This is a genomic window from Pseudomonas sp. 8O (genome assembly GCF_902506495.1).
Classification (GTDB): domain Bacteria; phylum Pseudomonadota; class Gammaproteobacteria; order Pseudomonadales; family Pseudomonadaceae; genus Aquipseudomonas; species Aquipseudomonas chaetocerotis.
Window position 1 is genome coordinate 951,016 of the sequence record NZ_LR733265.1, and the last position, 16,116, is coordinate 967,131.

Annotated in this window: 15 protein-coding genes; 7 read left to right on the plus strand and 8 right to left on the minus strand. The window is 62.5% G+C overall.

Annotated features, from left to right (window positions below; translation table 11 throughout):
• Positions 1-70 precede the first annotated feature (70 nt).
• From rseP to rpsB, 8 genes are all read right to left on the minus strand, one after another.
• Positions 71-1,423: a sigma E protease regulator RseP gene (rseP, locus tag GV002_RS17875; RefSeq protein ID WP_160019642.1), complete on the minus strand. Its 1,353-nt coding sequence runs from the start codon at positions 1,421-1,423 to the stop codon at positions 71-73.
• Between the two features lie 57 nt (positions 1,424-1,480).
• Positions 1,481-2,665: a 1-deoxy-D-xylulose-5-phosphate reductoisomerase gene (gene ispC, locus GV002_RS17880; RefSeq protein WP_160019643.1), complete on the minus strand. Its 1,185-nt coding sequence runs from the start codon at positions 2,663-2,665 to the stop codon at positions 1,481-1,483.
• Entirely contained in the window at positions 2,662-3,477 is an 816-nt protein-coding gene (locus tag GV002_RS17885; RefSeq protein WP_160019644.1) for a phosphatidate cytidylyltransferase, read from the minus strand. The genes ispC and GV002_RS17885 overlap by 4 nt, the downstream gene beginning before the upstream one ends.
• Positions 3,477-4,223: a polyprenyl diphosphate synthase gene (gene uppS / locus GV002_RS17890; protein ID WP_160019645.1), complete on the minus strand. Its 747-nt coding sequence runs from the start codon at positions 4,221-4,223 to the stop codon at positions 3,477-3,479. Before uppS ends, GV002_RS17885 begins: the two co-directional genes overlap by 1 nt.
• Before the next feature lie 17 nt (positions 4,224-4,240).
• Entirely contained in the window at positions 4,241-4,798 is a 558-nt protein-coding gene (gene frr, locus GV002_RS17895) for a ribosome recycling factor (protein ID WP_160019646.1), read from the minus strand.
• Positions 4,795-5,538, minus strand: coding sequence for a UMP kinase (pyrH, locus tag GV002_RS17900; protein WP_004424012.1), 744 nt, complete (start codon positions 5,536-5,538; stop codon positions 4,795-4,797). Before pyrH ends, frr begins: the two co-directional genes overlap by 4 nt.
• Before the next feature lie 188 nt (positions 5,539-5,726).
• Positions 5,727-6,590, minus strand: coding sequence for a translation elongation factor Ts (gene tsf / locus GV002_RS17905; protein WP_160019647.1), 864 nt, complete (start codon positions 6,588-6,590; stop codon positions 5,727-5,729).
• Between the two features lie 129 nt (positions 6,591-6,719).
• Positions 6,720-7,463, minus strand: a complete 744-nt coding sequence (gene rpsB / locus GV002_RS17910) for a 30S ribosomal protein S2 (protein WP_017674791.1) — start codon at positions 7,461-7,463, stop codon at positions 6,720-6,722.
• Positions 7,464-7,744: 281 nt separating this feature from the next.
• Between rpsB and map the strand changes: the two genes are divergently transcribed.
• The 7 genes from map (at position 7,745) to GV002_RS17945 (ending at position 16,055) form a co-directional block, all read left to right on the plus strand.
• Positions 7,745-8,527, plus strand: coding sequence for a type I methionyl aminopeptidase (gene map / locus GV002_RS17915; protein ID WP_045735080.1), 783 nt, complete (start codon positions 7,745-7,747; stop codon positions 8,525-8,527).
• 85 nt (positions 8,528-8,612) lie between these two features.
• Positions 8,613-11,312, plus strand: coding sequence for a [protein-PII] uridylyltransferase (locus GV002_RS17920; RefSeq protein ID WP_160019648.1), 2,700 nt, complete (start codon positions 8,613-8,615; stop codon positions 11,310-11,312).
• Positions 11,313-11,349: 37 nt separating this feature from the next.
• Complete coding sequence (gene dapC / locus GV002_RS17925; protein ID WP_160019649.1) at positions 11,350-12,546, plus strand: succinyldiaminopimelate transaminase; 1,197 nt, start codon at positions 11,350-11,352, stop codon at positions 12,544-12,546.
• A 289-nt stretch (positions 12,547-12,835) separates the two neighbouring features.
• Positions 12,836-13,183, plus strand: a complete 348-nt coding sequence (locus GV002_RS17930) for an ArsC family reductase (protein WP_160019650.1) — start codon at positions 12,836-12,838, stop codon at positions 13,181-13,183.
• Between the two features lie 38 nt (positions 13,184-13,221).
• The gene (gene dapD / locus GV002_RS17935) at positions 13,222-14,256 is read left to right on the plus strand and encodes a 2,3,4,5-tetrahydropyridine-2,6-dicarboxylate N-succinyltransferase (protein WP_160019651.1); all 1,035 of its coding nucleotides are present in this window, start codon (positions 13,222-13,224) and stop codon (positions 14,254-14,256) included.
• Positions 14,257-14,335: 79 nt separating this feature from the next.
• Positions 14,336-15,541: an aminotransferase class V-fold PLP-dependent enzyme gene (locus GV002_RS17940; RefSeq protein WP_160019652.1), complete on the plus strand. Its 1,206-nt coding sequence runs from the start codon at positions 14,336-14,338 to the stop codon at positions 15,539-15,541.
• A 103-nt stretch (positions 15,542-15,644) separates the two neighbouring features.
• A complete protein-coding gene (locus GV002_RS17945) occupies positions 15,645-16,055 on the plus strand; it encodes a SufE family protein (protein ID WP_160019653.1) in 411 nt (136 codons plus the stop codon).
• The last annotated feature ends 61 nt before the right edge of the window (positions 16,056-16,116 follow it).

A 16,116-nucleotide genomic window follows, 5' to 3' on the forward strand; every position in this document is an offset into this window, starting at 1 on the left:
TCCAACTGACGATAAAAACTGCCGCTCAAGCGACACTTCTTTTAAATCTCAAGAACGTATTCAGCAATGCTCACAGGCGGCTGAGGTCGTTGACCAGGGCAAGCAACATGACCCCGATGACCAGACTGATGCCGATCTGCATCCCCCAACCCTGAACCCGCTCAGACAAGGGGCGACCACGCACCCACTCGACCAGATAAAACAGCAGATGCCCACCATCCAGTACGGGAATGGGCAGCAGATTGAGAACCCCCAAGCTAATACTCAGATATGCAAGGAATTTCAGGAAATCCCCCAGCCCTGACTCAGCTGAAGCGCCCGCCACTTTAGCAATGGTTATCGGCCCACTCAAGTTTTTTACCGAGAGCTCTCCGAACAGCATTTTCTTCAGCGAATCGAGGGTCAGCAGGCTCATGGACCAGGTTTGCCGCATGCCTTCGACAACCCCCTCGAGCGGACCGAAGCGCACCTCACGCAGCATCTCCGGCGGCCATTCGACGCCCTGCACACCCGCGCCCAGGTAGCCACTGCGGGCTTCCCCTTCTCCGCGCGAAGCCAGCGTCAGCTGCACGTCCTGCGTTTGCCCGGCGCGCTCGAAGCGCAACGTGACCGCTTCGCCCGGCAATGCCCGCACACGGTCGACCAGGTCCTGCCAATCGGCAAGCGGCTCACCATCGAGCGCCAGCAGTCGATCTCCGGCTTGCAGACCCGCGGCATGGGCAGGCCCCTTGGAATCGACCTCTGCCAGCACCGGCTCCAGCACCGGACGCCAGGGACGAATGCCCAGCGAGCCAATCGGGTCCGGCTCGTCGGCACCGCGCAGCCAGTTGTCCAACTGCACCTGCTTGGACGTCTCGACGGTAGAGCCCGGCTCCAACACACGCAGATCGAGCGTACCGCTCTCACCCAGACGACTTACCAGTTGCAGATTGACCGCCGCCCAGCCGCTGGTGGCCTCGCCGTTGACCGCAACGATCTCCTGCCCTGCACGCAGCCCGGCCACTTGCGCCAGGCTGTCCGGCTGCACACCACCGATAACCGGCCGCACCTGCTGACTGCCGAGCATGGCGACGAACCAGAAGAACAACAACGCCAGCAGGAAATTGGCCAGAGGACCTGCAGCCACGATAGCGATGCGCTGACGCACGCTCTTGCGATTGAAGGACTGCTCGACGAGCTCGGGCGGTACATCGCCCTCGCGCTCGTCGAGCATCTTGACGTAACCGCCCAGAGGAATGGCCGCCACCACGAATTCGGTGCCCTGGCGGTCATGCCAGCGCAACAGCGGTGTGCCGAAGCCAACGGAGAAGCGCAGTACCTTGACGCCACAGCGCCGAGCCACCCAGAAGTGTCCGTACTCGTGAAAGGTCACCAGGACACCCAGTGCGATCAGGGTGCCAAGCAGCATGTACAACCCACTCATTTCACTTCTCCAGCTCTACGAGCCGCTCAAGTTCCGGCCAGGCCGATACGGGCGTCATCAACGACCAGCTAGCCACTGCCCAGCCAGTTCACGCGCACGGGCATCGGCCTCGAATACCGCATCGAGCGCTTCGACAGCCTGCACAGGCTGGGCGTTCAACACGGACTCAATCATACGCGCGATATCCACGAAACGGATGCGCCGCTGCAGGAAAGCCTCGACCGCAACCTCATTGACGGCGTTGAGCATCGCCGGCGCACTGCCACCGGCCTGCGCCGCCTCCCGCGCCAGGCGCAGACAGGGGAAGCGCTGCTCATCGGGGCGCTCGAAATCCAGACGGCCGACGGCAAACAGATCCAGAGGCGACACGCCCGAGTCGATGCGCTCCGGCCAGGCCAACGCATGAGCGATGGGCGTGCGCATATCCGGATTACCCAACTGGGCCAGCACCGACCCGTCGATATAATCGACGAGCGAGTGAATCACGCTCTGCCGATGGATGACCACTTCGATCTGCTCGGGGCGGGCATCGAACAACCAGCAGGCCTCGATCGACTCGAGCCCCTTGTTCATCATGCTGGCCGAATCGACCGATATCTTGCGCCCCATCGACCAGTTCGGATGCGCACAGGCCTGCTCTGGAGTGACGCACTCCAGATCGGCCAACGGCGTTTCACGAAAAGGTCCACCAGAAGCCGTCAGCAGTACGCGACGCACACCGACAGCCGGAAGCCCTCGCGAATAGTCACCGGGCAGGCACTGGAAAATGGCGTTGTGTTCACTGTCGATAGGCAACAGCACCGCCCCACTCTGCTTGACCGCCTGCATGAACAAGGCGCCGGACATCACCAGCGCTTCCTTGTTCGCCAGCAGCACTTTCTTGCCGGCCTGCACCGCCGCCAGCGTTGGCTTGAGGCCTGCAGCGCCAACGATGGCTGCCATCACGCAATCGACGGCGGCATCGGCAGATACCGCGCACAGCCCTGCTTCGCCGACCAGTACCTCGGTCGCCAGCCCGGCAGCACGCAGATTGTTCTGCAACTCGAGCGCTGAAATGTCATCAGGCACCACCGCGTAACGCGGCCGATGCTGCACGCACAGCACCTGCAGCTCTGCCAGGCGCGAAAAGCCCGTCAGCGCGAAAACGCTGTAGCGCCCGGGATGGCGCGCAATCACATCCAGCGTGCTGAGGCCGATGGACCCGGTCGCCCCCAGCACGGTGACCTGCTGCACTGCGCTCACAGCGAACCCCAGCCTGCCAGCCAGAGCAATGCAGCGAACAGCGGAATGGCCGCCGTCAGACTGTCGATACGATCCAGCACTCCACCATGCCCCGGCAGCAGATTGCTGCTGTCCTTGATCCCGGACTGACGCTTGAACATGCTCTCGGTCAGATCGCCAACCACGGAAATCAGCACCACCACAGCAGCACCTGCCAGAGCCAGCAGCAGCCCACCAGCAGACCAGCCCTGCTGCAGACCGACCACAAGCGTGATCAGCAGACTGGCAGCCAGACCACCATAGAGCCCTTCCCAGCTCTTGCCCGGGCTGACCTTGGGCGCCAGCTTGCGCTTGCCGAAGGTCTTGCCGGAGAAATAGGCGCCGATGTCCGCCCCCCAGACCAGCACCATCACCGCGATGATCAGCGCATTAGCCTGCGGCCACTGCTTGAGCAGGACCAGCCCCTGCCAGGCCGGCAGCAGGATCAGCAAGCCGATCAGCAAACGCCCCGGCACACCACCCCAGTAACGACTGCTATCGGGGTAGGTCAGCACCAGGAAGGTCGCTGCCAACCACCACAGCACAGCCACCGCCAACAGCACTGGCGCGAACACCGGAACCAGGTAAAGTGCACCGAGCAACACGGCCACCACTGCGGCATAGGCTACGCGTTTGGGCTGCGCCTCGAACCCCGCCAGGCGCGCCCATTCCCAGGCCCCCAGCGTGACCACCGCACCGATGAACAGGGCGAAGGCACCGCCGTCAAGCAGAAAAAAACCGCCCAGGGCGATGGGCAACAGCACCAGCGCCGTGATGATTCGTTGTTTCAACATTAAGAGCGCGCCTCAGCTTCCACCTGCTCGCTGGTCTTGCCGAAGCGACGCTGGCGGGTAGCGAAATCGGCCAGCGCCTTGCGCATGGCTTCGTGCTTGAAGTCCGGCCAATAAAGGTCGGAGAAGTACAGCTCGCTGTAAGCCAACTGCCACAGAAGGAAGTTACTGATGCGGCGCTCGCCGCCCGTACGGATGCACAGGTCGGGCAGAGGCAGGTCACCGGTAGCCAGACAGCCCTGGAGCAACTGCGGGGTGATGTCCTCGGGCTGCAAATGACCTGCCTGCACTTCACGCGCCAGGCGCTGAGCGGCCTGGGCGATATCCCACTGACCGCCGTAGTTGGCCGCGATCTGCAGGGTGAAACGACGATTGCCAGCCGTCAGCAGCTCGGCTTCGCGCATGGCAGCCTGCAACTCGGGATGAAAACGCGAGCGATCACCAATGATGCGCAGGCTGATGTCGTTATCCAGCAGGCGCTTGGCCTCACGACGCAGCGCCCCCAGGAACAACTCCATCAGCGCACCGACCTCGTCGGCCGGACGCTGCCAGTTCTCGCTGGAGAAGGCGAACAGGGTCAGTACCTCGACGCCCGACTCGGCACACACCTCGATCACTGCGCGAACCGCATCGACCCCGGCCTTGTGCCCAGCCACACCCGGCAACAGGCGCTTCTTCGCCCAACGATTGTTGCCATCCATGATGATGGCGACATGCCGCGGCACCGCCCCCTGCTTGTTCTTGTCCATGTATGGGCGCCCAGCCGTCAAACGGCCATCAGGTCCGCTTCTTTGACCTCGAGCGCCTTGTCGACATCACCGATGAACTTGTCGGTGATCTTCTGCAGCTCGTCAGCGGCGCGACGCTCTTCGTCCTCGCTGATTTCCTTGGCTTTGGACAGTTTCTTCAGTTCGGCCAGGGCATCACGACGCACGTTGCGCACAGCGACCTTGGCATCTTCGGCGACGCCACGCGCCTGCTTGGTATAGCCCTTTCGGGTTTCCTCGGTCAGCGCAGGCATCGGCACGCGAATGGTGGTACCGGCGCTGCTCGGATTCAGACCCAGATCGGAGGTCATGATGGCCTTCTCGATGGCTGCACCGAGGGTCTTGTCATGCGCAACGATCTTCAGGGTGCGCGCATCCTCAACGGTGATCGCTGCCACCTGATTGAGCGGCATGTCGCTACCCCAGGCCGGCACCTTGATGCTGTCGAGAATGCTCGGATGGGCACGACCGGTTCGAATGGAGGCCAGGTTACGACCCAGCGATTCCAGGGACTTGCTCATGCGTTCCTGAGCGTCTTTCTTGATGTCGTTGATCATTGTGCATCCTCCTCGATCAGAGTTCCTTCGGCGCCACCCACTACAACGTTAAGCAGTGCGCCGGGCTTGTTCATGTTGAAAACCCGCAGCGGCATGTTGTGATCGCGGCACAGGCAGATGGCGGTCAGATCCATCACGCCCAGCTTGCGATCGAGCACCTCGTCATAGGTCAGGCGCTCGAACTTCTCGGCATGCGGGTCCTTGAACGGGTCGGCAGTGTACACGCCATCGACCTTGGTCGCCTTCAGTACCACGTCCGCATCGATTTCGATGGCGCGCAGGCAGGCAGCCGAATCGGTGGTAAAGAAGGGGTTGCCGGTGCCAGCAGCGAAAATCACCACCTCACCGGTCTTCAGGTGGCGCATGGCCTTGCGGCGGTCATAGTGATCGGTCACGCCGACCATGGAGATCGCCGACATGACGATGGCCGGGATGTTTGAGCGCTCCAGCGCATCACGCATGGCCAGCGCGTTCATCACGGTGGCCAGCATGCCCATGTGGTCGCCGGTGACGCGATCCATGCCGGCAGCGGACAGCGCCGCGCCACGGAACAGGTTGCCACCACCGATCACCAGGCCAACCTGCACGCCGATACCGACCAGTTGGCCGACTTCCAGCGCCATGCGATCGAGCACCTTGGGATCGATGCCGAAATCTTCCGAGCCCATCAGGGCTTCGCCGCTAAGTTTGAGCAGAATGCGTTTGTAGCGAGGTTGGCGACCAGTTGTCTGCTGAGCCATTGCAAGTCTCTCCTGCGGCGATATGAAATTCGTCAGCAGCGCCTCTGAGGGCTGCAGTTATCCGGCACTTCGACAGCGCCAACGGCCGTTCGTTGAAACGACCGATACTTTATTCGTCACCCCTTATTCGGCAAAGAGGCCGCCCGCGTAAACGGGCAGCCTCTTTGGGGCACATGCCGAAAAACCGATTACTGCTTGCTGGCGGCCAGCTGGGCAGCAACTTCTTCAGCAAAGTTGTCGACCGGCTTCTCGATGCCTTCGCCTACTTTGAAGTAAGTGAAGGAAACGATTTCTGCGCCGGCTTTCTTGGCCAGCTCACCGACCTTGATCTCAGGGTTCTTGACGAACGCCTGCTCAACCAGGCTGGCTTCTGCCAGGAACTTGGAGATACGGCCGGCAACCATCTTCTCGGCGATATCGGCAGGCTTGCCCTTGAGCTTCTCTTCGTTCAATTGCAGGAAGACAGCCTTCTCGCGCTCGATTGCTTCAGCCGAAACGTCGCTGGGCAACAGGAACTCCGGGTTGCTTGCAGCAACGTGCATCGCGATGTCTTTGGCCAGCTCGACGTCGCCGCCTTTCAGGACAACGGCAACACCAATCTTGTTGCCGTGCAGGTAGGAACCGACAACGTCACCCTCAACGCGCACAAGGCGACGGATGTTGACGTTTTCGCCTACTTTGGCAACCAGAGCGGTACGCTCGGCTTCCTGAGCCTCGATCAGCGGAGCGACGTCGGTCAGCTTGTCGGCGAATGCCTTGTCCACACTGCTGGTGACGAAGTTCTTGAAGTCGTCCTGCAGAGCCAGGAAGTCGGTCTGCGAGTTGACTTCGATAAGGACCGCGGCCTGACCGTCGGCCTTGACGGCAATAGCGCCTTCAGCTGCAACGTTGCCAGCCTTTTTGGCGGCCTTGATGGCGCCGGAGGCGCGCATGTCATCGATGGCTTTTTCGATGTCGCCGCCAGCCTTGGTCAAGGCCTTTTTGCAATCCATCATGCCTTCGCCAGTACGCTCGCGCAGTTCTTTAACCAGGGCTGCAGTAATCTCTGCCATCTTGAAAATCCTCTCGGTAGGTCTTCAACCATTCACCCGCATGGCGGGCGATCAAATCTGTGAGTGGCAAAAAGGGGGCTTAGCCCCCTTCTTGCACAGCGCGTAACGCTAGATGCTTTGCGTTACCGCTTAGCCTTCGGCGCTCTCGGCAGCCGCGGCTTCTTCGACGAACTCTTCAGTGCCGCCGCCAGCATTGCTGCGACCACGGATCACGGCGTCGGCCATGGCACCCATGTACAGCTGGATGGCGCGGATGGCGTCGTCGTTACCCGGGATGATGTAGTCAACGCCTTCCGGGCTGCTGTTGGTATCGACGATGCCGATAACCGGGATGCCCAGCTTGTTGGCTTCGGTGATAGCAATGCGCTCGTGGTCAACGTCGATCACGAACAGAGCGTCCGGCAGACCGCCCATGTCCTTGATACCACCCAGGCTGCGATCCAGTTTTTCCAGATCACGGGTACGCATCAGGGCTTCTTTCTTGGTCAGCTTGGCGAAAGTACCGTCCTGGGACTGAACTTCCAGCTCACGCAGACGCTTGATCGAGGCGCGGATGGTCTTGTAGTTGGTCAGCATGCCGCCCAACCAGCGGTGATCGACGAACGGCGAGCCGCAACGAGCAGCTTCTTCGCGAACGATCTTGCCAGCGGAACGCTTGGTGCCGACGAACAGGATCTTGTTCTTGCCAGCAGCCAGCTTCTCAACGAAAGCCTGGGCTTCGTTGAACATCGGCAGGGTTTTTTCGAGGTTGATGATGTGAATCTTGTTACGCGCGCCGAAAATGTACTTGCCCATTTTCGGGTTCCAGTAACGGGTCTGGTGGCCGAAGTGCACACCGGCCTTCAGCATATCGCGCATGTTGACTTGGGACATGGTAGTTCCTTGATAAGTCGGGTTAGGCCTCCACGTATCCCAGCTTCCAACCCTCGAACTTGTCGAAAGGCACCCAGGAAACCGTGTCGATACGTGTGTGGGTTTGAGCTTTCGGGCTTAGTGCCCGTAAAGCGGCGCGTTTTATACCACACAAAGCCGGCTCAAGCTACAAAAGCTGGCAAACAACGCAGTAACGCCTCGCAGCGGTTGCAGCGCCTTTGGGGCTGGCACGGTGAAGCTGCTAATATATCGCCCTTTCCGTTCGTGCCCGAGAGCTTCATATGACCGTCACCATCAAATCCGCCGAAGAAATCGAGAAAATGCGCGTGGCCGGCCGTCTGGCCGCCGAAGTGCTGGAGATGATCGGTGAACACGTCAAGCCAGGCGTCACCACCGAGGAAATCGACCGCATCTGCCACGACTATATCGTCAACGTGCAGCAGGCCATTCCCGCACCGCTCAATTACAAGGGCTTCCCCAAGTCGATCTGCACCTCGATCAACCATGTGGTGTGCCACGGCATCCCCAATGACAAGCCGCTGAAAGACGGCGACGTGCTGAACATCGACGTCACCGTGATCAAGGACGGCTACCACGGCGATACCAGCAAGATGTTCATGGTCGGCAAGGTTGCCGAGTGGGCCGAGCGCCTGGCCAAGGTCACCCAGGAATGCATGTATAAAGGCATCGAGCTGGTCAAACCCGGCACCCGCCTGGGCGATATCGGCGAAGTCATCCAGAAGCACGCGGAAAAGAACGGTTTCTCCGTGGTCCGCGAATACTGCGGCCATGGCATCGGCGCGGTATTCCATGAAGAGCCGCAGGTGTTGCACTACGGCAAGGCCGGCACCGGTATGGAGCTCAAGGAAGGCATGACCTTCACCATCGAGCCGATGATCAACCAGGGTCGCCCGGAAACCCGCCTGCTCGGCGACGGCTGGACCGCCATCACCAAGGACCGCAAGCTGTCGGCGCAATGGGAGCACACCGTGCTGGTCACCGCTGACGGCTATGAGATCCTGACCCTGCGCAGCGATGACACCCTGCCGCGCACCTCGGCCTGACCGCGATCCGTAGGGTGCGCCGTGCGCACCATTGAAGCTTGTGGTGCGCACAGCGCACCCCACCTTATATAAGGAAGGCAACTGCATGCCGCAGATGGACCCCGAACTGTTTGACCGTGGTCAGTTCCAGGCCGAGCTGGCCCTGAAATCCAGCCCCATCGCTGCATTCAAGAAGGCCATCCGCGGCGCGCATGACGTGCTGGATGCGCGCTTTCGAGCCGGTCGCGACATTCGCCGCCTGGTCGAAGACCGCGCCTGGTTCGTCGATCAGATCCTGCAGGAAGCCTGGAAACGCTTCACCTGGAGTGAAGATGCCGACATCGCCCTGCTCGCCGTTGGCGGCTACGGCCGCGGTGAGCTGCATCCCTATTCCGATATCGACCTGCTGATCCTGCTCGACAGCAGTGATCACGAAATCTTTCGCGAGCCCATCGAAGGCTTTCTCACCCTGCTCTGGGACATAGGCCTGGAAGTCGGCCAGAGCGTGCGCTCGGTCGACGAATGCGCCGAAGAGGCGCGCGCCGACCTGACGGTGATCACCAACCTGATGGAAAGCCGCACCATCGCCGGCCCGGAGCACCTGCGCCAGCGCATGCAGCAGGTGACCAGCACCGACGCCATGTGGCCGAGCAAGCACTTCTATCTGGCCAAGCGCGAGGAACGCAAGGCGCGACACGGCAAGTACAACGACACCGAGTACAACCTCGAACCCAACGTCAAGGGCTCACCTGGCGGCCTGCGCGATATCCAGACCGTGCTCTGGGTGGCGCGCCGACAGTTCGGCACGCTCAATCTGCAGGCCCTGGTCAGCCACGGCTTCCTGCTGGAAAGCGAATACGCCCTGCTCTCCTCCAGCCAGGAGTTTCTGTGGAAAGTGCGCTACGCCCTGCACATGCTGGCCGGGCGCGCCGAGGACCGCCTGCTGTTCGATTACCAGGTGAAGATCGCCGCCCTGTTCGGCTATCAGGACGGCGAAGGCAAACGCAGCATCGAACACTTCATGCAGAAGTACTACCGCGTGGTGATGGGGATTTCCGAGCTGTCGGACCTGATCAACCAGCACTTCGAGGAAGTCATCCTGCGCGCCGGCGAAAGCGGCCAGGCCACGCCGCTGAACAGCCGTTTCCAGGTGCGCGACGGCTACATCGAAGTCACCCACCCGAACGTATTCAAGCGCACGCCCTTCGCCATCATCGAGATTTTCGTGCTGATGGCGCAGCACCCGGAAATCAAAGGTGTACGCGCCGACAGCATCCGCCTGTTGCGCGACAGCCGCCACCTGATCGATGACGAGTTCCGCAAGGACATCCGCAACACCAGCCTGTTCATCGAACTGTTCAAGTGCAAGGAAGGCATTCACCGCAACCTGCGCCGGATGAACCGCTACGGCATTCTCGGCCGTTACCTGCCGGAGTTCGGCCATATCGTCGGGCAAATGCAGCACGACCTGTTCCACATCTACACGGTCGACGCGCACACGCTCAACCTGATCAAGCACCTGCGCAAGTTCCGCTGGCCGGAGCTGGCGGAGAAATTCCCGCTGGCCAGCAAGCTGATCGAAAGACTGCCCAAATCGGAGCTGATCTACCTCGCCGGCCTGTATCACGACATCGGCAAGGGCCGCGGTGGTGATCACTCGGAACTGGGCGCGGTGGACGCCGAAGCCTTCGCCCGCCGTCATCACCTGCCAGCCTGGGACAGCGCACTGATCGTCTGGCTGGTGCAACACCACCTGGTGATGTCCACCACCGCCCAGCGCAAGGACCTTTCCGACCCACAGGTGATTCACGATTTCGCCCAGTTCGTTGGCGACCAGACCCACCTGGACTACCTCTACGTGCTGACTGTGGCCGACATCAACGCCACCAACCCCAGCCTTTGGAACTCCTGGCGCGCCAGCCTGCTGCGCCAGCTCTACACCGAGACCAAGCGCGCCCTGCGCCGTGGCCTGGAAAACCCGCTGGATCGTGAAGAGCAGATTCGCCAGACCCAGAGCGCGGCCCTGGACACCCTGGTACGTGGCGGCACCGACCCGGACGATGCCGAACAACTGTGGAGCCAGCTCGGCGACGACTACTTCCTTCGCCACACCGCCACCGACGTGGCCTGGCATACCGATGCCATTCTTCAGCACCCCAACGATGGCGGCCCGCTGGTGCTGATGAAGGAAACCACCCAGCGCGAGTTCGAGGGCGGCACGCAGATCTTCATCTACGCACCGGACCAGCACGACTTCTTCGCCGTGACCGTGGCCGCGATGAGCCAGCTCAACCTGAACATTCACGACGCGCGGATCATCACCTCCACCAGCCAGTTCACCCTCGATACCTACGTGGTACTGGATGCCGACGGCGGCTCGATCGGCAACAACCCGGCACGCATCCAGCAGATTCGCGAAGGCCTGATCGAAGCGCTGAAGAACCCGGACGACTACCCGACCATCATCCAGCGCCGTGTACCGCGCCAGCTCAAGCACTTCGCCTTCGCGCCGCAGGTGACCATCCACAACGACGCGCAGCGCCCGGTGACCATCCTCGAACTGACCGCACCGGATCGGCCCGGCCTGCTGGCGCGGATCGGGCGAATCTTCCTCGAATACGACCTGTCGCTGCAGAACGCCAAGATCGCCACCCTCGGCGAGCGCGTCGAGGACGTATTCTTCGTCACCGACGCCAACAACCAGCCACTGTCCGACCCCGAACTCTGCGCGCGCCTGCAGGAAACCATCGTCCGCCGCCTGTCCGAGCCCAGCGCTCAGCCGCAAACCCTGCAGATCAACATATGATTGCGCCGCCCCGTTTTCCGAAGTACGCGAGATAACGATGAATCCAGCCCTCGACCAGCTCCAGCCCTACCCTTTCGAGAAACTGCGCGAACTGCTCGGCAGCGTGCAGCCGGCCGCCGACAAGCGCCCGATTGCCCTGTCCATCGGTGAACCCAAGCATCGCTCGCCCGAGTTCGTCGGCCAGGCGCTGACCGCCAATCTCGACAAGCTCGCCGTCTACCCGACCACCCTGGGCTTGCCGGAGCTGCGCCAGAGCATCGCCAACTGGTGCGAACGCCGCTTTGGCGTGCCGACTGGCTGGCTGGATGCCGCGCGCCATGTGCTGCCGGTCAATGGCACGCGCGAAGCCCTGTTCGCCTTCACCCAGGCGGTGGTCGACCGCAACGCCAAGGGCCTGGTGGTCAGCCCCAACCCCTTCTATCAGATCTACGAAGGCGCAGCGTTCCTCGCCGGCGCCGAGCCGCACTACCTGCCGTGTCTGGAAGCCCATGGCTTCAATCCGGACTTCGATGCCGTGCCGGCCGAGATCTGGAAGCGCTGTCAGATTCTGTTCCTCTGCTCGCCAGGCAACCCCACCGGCGCACTGATCCCGGTGCAGACGCTGAAGAAGCTGATCGCCCTGGCCGACGAGCATGACTTCGTCATCGCCGCCGACGAGTGCTACAGCGAACTGTATTTCGATGAGGACGCACCACCGCCCGGCCTGCTCAGCGCCTGCGCCGAACTGGGCCGTAGCGATTTCGCCCGTTGCGTGGTGTTCCATAGCCTGTCCAAGCGCTCCAACCTGCCGGGTCTGCGCTCGGGCTTCGTCGCCGGCGACGCCAGCATCCTCAAGCACTTTCTGCTGTACCGCACCTACCACGGCTGCGCCATGCCGGTACAAACCCAGTTGGCCAGCGTTGCCGCCTGGAATGACGAAGCGCATGTACGCAGCAACCGCGACCTGTACCGCGAGAAGTTCGCTGCCGTGCTGGACATCCTGGCCCCGGTGATGGACGTGCAGCGCCCCGATGGCGGCTTCTACCTGTGGGCACGCACACCGGGTGACGACACCTTGTTCACCCGCGACCTGTTCGCCACCGAGCACGTCACTGTGGTGCCTGGCTCGTACCTGTCGCGTGAAGTGAACGGCGTCAACCCGGGCGCCGGCCGCGTGCGCATGGCGCTGGTGGCGCCACTGGCCGAGTGCATCGAGGCCGCCGAGCGCATCGCCCGCTTCATTCGCAACGCCTGAGCCACTTCAACTGTCGCGGCTAAAGCCCCTCCCACAGCTACTTGGCTTGCAGGAGAGGCTTTAGCCGCGAGCTTTCGACCCCGTAGCCCGGATGCAATCCGGGAAGCCGTATGCCGGCTATCCCCGGATTGCATCCGGGCTACGCGTATCTGTTATCGCCGCTAGCTGGCGAGTGCCGGCCCTGTAACACATCGCAGCGACTGCCGCCGCCACGTCAGGACGCGACGTGGCATAATGGCCCGCCGTATTTTCCGGACCTTCCGGCACGCCACTCATCAGAGGAAGATCAATGAGTTACGTCCTGTATGGCATCAAGGCCTGCGACACCATGAAAAAGGCCAGAACCTGGCTCGATGAACACCAGGTCGACTATGCCTTTCACGACTACAAGAGCGTCGGAATCGACCGTGCAAACCTGGAAGAGTGGTGCAACGAGCATGGCTGGCAGACCGTCCTGAACCGTGCCGGTACCACCTTCCGCAAGCTGGAAGACGCGCAAAAAGCCGATCTCGACCAGGCCAAGGCCATCGAACTGATGCTGGCCCAACCCTCGATGATCAAGCGCCCGGTACTCGATCTGGGCGACAAGACCCTGGTCGGCTTCAAGCCGGATAACTACCAAGCCGCGCTGGCCTGATCACTCTCACCCGATTTCGTTGCAAGGAACCCCATCTAATGAGCACCTCCCTTTACAGCATCGCCTTTGGTGTTGGCACCCAGAACCGCCAGGGCAACTGGCTGGAAGTCTTCTACGCCCAGCCGCTGCTCAACCCGGCCAGCGAGCTGGTGGCCAAGGCCGCCGAGAAGCTCGGCTACCAGGGCGGCAACCAGGCCATCGCCTTCACCAGCACACAGGCCGCTGACCTGGCCGAAGCGCTGAAAGGCGTGGACGCTGCTCAAGCGGCGCTGCTGACCCGCCTGGCCGAAAGCCACAACCCGCTGGTCGCCACCTTCCTGGCTGAAGATGCCGCGCTGACCAGCACCCCGGAGGCCTACCTCAAGCTGCACCTGCTGTCGCATCGCCTGGTCAAGCCGCACGGTCTGAGCCTGGCCGGCATCTTCCCGCTGCTGCCCAACGTCGCCTGGACCAGCCAGGGCGCCGTCGACCTCGCTGAGCTGGCCGAGCGCCAGCTGGAAGCCCGCCTGAAGGGCGAGCTGCTGGAAGTGTTCTCGGTGGACAAGTTCCCGAAAATGACCGACTACGTGGTGCCGGCCGGCGTGCGTATCGCCGACAGCGCCCGCGTGCGCCTGGGTGCCTATATCGGTGAAGGCACCACCGTGATGCACGAAGGTTTCGTCAACTTCAACGGCGGCACCGAAGGCCCGGGCATGATCGAAGGCCGCGTTTCCGCTGGCGTATTCGTCGGCAAGGGTTCGGACCTGGGCGGCGGCTGCTCGACCATGGGCACTCTGTCCGGCGGCGGCAACATCATCATCAGCGTCGGCGAAGGCTGCCTGATCGGTGCCAACGCCGGTATCGGCATCCCGCTGGGCGACCGCAACACCGTCGAAGCCGGCCTCTACATCACCGCCGGCACCAAGGTGAACCTGCTCGACGAAGGCAACGCCCTGGTCAAGGTGGTCAAGGCGCGCGACCTGGCGGGTCAGCCGGATCTGCTGTTCCGTCGCAACTCGCTGACCGGCGCCGTGGAGTGCAAGACCCACAAGTCGGCTATTGAGCTGAACGAAGCCCTGCACGCCCACAACTGATCCCACGTAGGGTGCGCCGTGCGCACCGCTCAGCCATGCGATCCGGTGCGCATGGCGCACCCTACGGGATAGGCTCCTCATGTCACTGATCTCCCCCTGGCGTGCCGACTTCCCCGGCATTCTCGCCCTCGAAGCCGAAGGCCAGACCTATCTGGACAGCGCCGCCACTGCGCAGAAACCGCAGGCGGTGCTGGACGCTCTGCTCGCCTATCTGAGCAGCGGCGTGGCCAATGTGCACCGTGCCCAGCACCTGCCGGGCGAACGTGCCACCCGCGCATTCGAGGCGACACGCAGCAAGACCGCGCAGTGGCTGAACGCGGCCAGCGCCGAGGAGATCATCTTTACCCGTGGCAGTACCGAATCACTGAACCTGCTTGCCTATGGCCTGGAGCATCTGCTGCAGCCTGGCGAGCAAATCGTCGTCAGCGCGCTGGAGCACCACGCCAATCTGCTGCCCTGGCAGCAACTGGCCAGGCGGCGCAATCTCGAGTTGCTGGTATTGCCGCTGGATAGCACCGGCAGCATCGATCTGCAGCAAGCGGCTCGCCTGATCGGCCCGCGCACCCGCTTGCTGGCGGTTTCGCAGCTGTCCAACGTACTCGGGTGCTGGCAACCGCTGAGCGAGCTGCTGAGCCTGGCCCGCACGCAAGGCGCACTCAGCGTGGTCGACGGCGCCCAGGGCGCGGTGCATGGTCGTCATGACATGCAGGCGCTGGGCTGCGACTTCTACGTGTGTTCGTCGCACAAGCTCTACGGCCCAGATGGCGTCGGGCTGCTTTATGGGCGCCGCGAAGCGTTGGGCAAATTGCAGCACTGGCAATTCGGTGGCGAGATGGTGCTCGATGCCGACTACCACGAGGCGCGCTTTCGCCCTGCGCCACTGGGTTTCGAGGCCGGCACACCAGCGGTTTCTGCGGTCATCGCCCTGGGCGCTGCACTGGATTGGTTGGGCAGCCAGGATCACCTGGCCGTGAGTCAGCATGAAGCGGCTCTGCATGCCGAACTGCTGGCCGGCCTGCAAGCGCGTGACGGTGTTCGCCTGCTGGGCGTGCCGCAGTTGGCCCTGGCCAGTTTCTGCGTCGAGACCGTGCACAACGCCGACCTGGCCCACTTGCTGACCGAACAGGGTATCGCCGTGCGCGCCGGGCATCACTGCGCCATGCCACTGATGAAAGGCCTCGGCCTGAGTGGTGCGATTCGCGTCTCGCTCGGCCTGTACAACGACGGCGAGGATCTGCAGCGATTCTTCAGCGCCCTGGATAACGCCCTGGAGCTGCTGCGATGAAGCGCGGCCAATGGTTCGTCGTAGGAACGGCTTCAGCCGCGAATATTGGCAACCGGAGCATCGCGGCTGAAGCCGCTCCTACGGGCATCTGGAGAGCTTCTCGATGAACCTGCCGCCTGCCGCCCAACAAGCGCTCGGCGCCTTCAGCGCCTGCTCAGGCTGGGAGCAGCGCGCGCGCCTGCTGATGCAATGGGGCGAGCGTCTGGAGCCATTGAGTGATGCCGAACGCGTCGATGAGCACCGCGTGCATGGCTGCGAGAGCCTGGTCTGGCTGGTGGCAGAAAACCAGGATGGCATCTGGCATTTCCGTGCTGGCAGCGAAGCTCGTCTACTGCGCGGCTTGCTTGCCGTACTGCTGGCCCGGGTCGATGGGCTTAGCGGTGACAAACTGGCAGCGCTCGACCTGGTCGACTGGTTCAACCAGTTGGGCCTGCAACGGCAGCTCTCGCCGTCACGCAGCAATGGTCTCAATGCGGTGCTGCAGCGTATGCGCGAGCTGGCGCAAGAAAGCTAGAAGCAGGTTCCGTCTCGCCCGGCGTCGATGATGTATGCTCGCCTCCCCCCGAACTCATGGA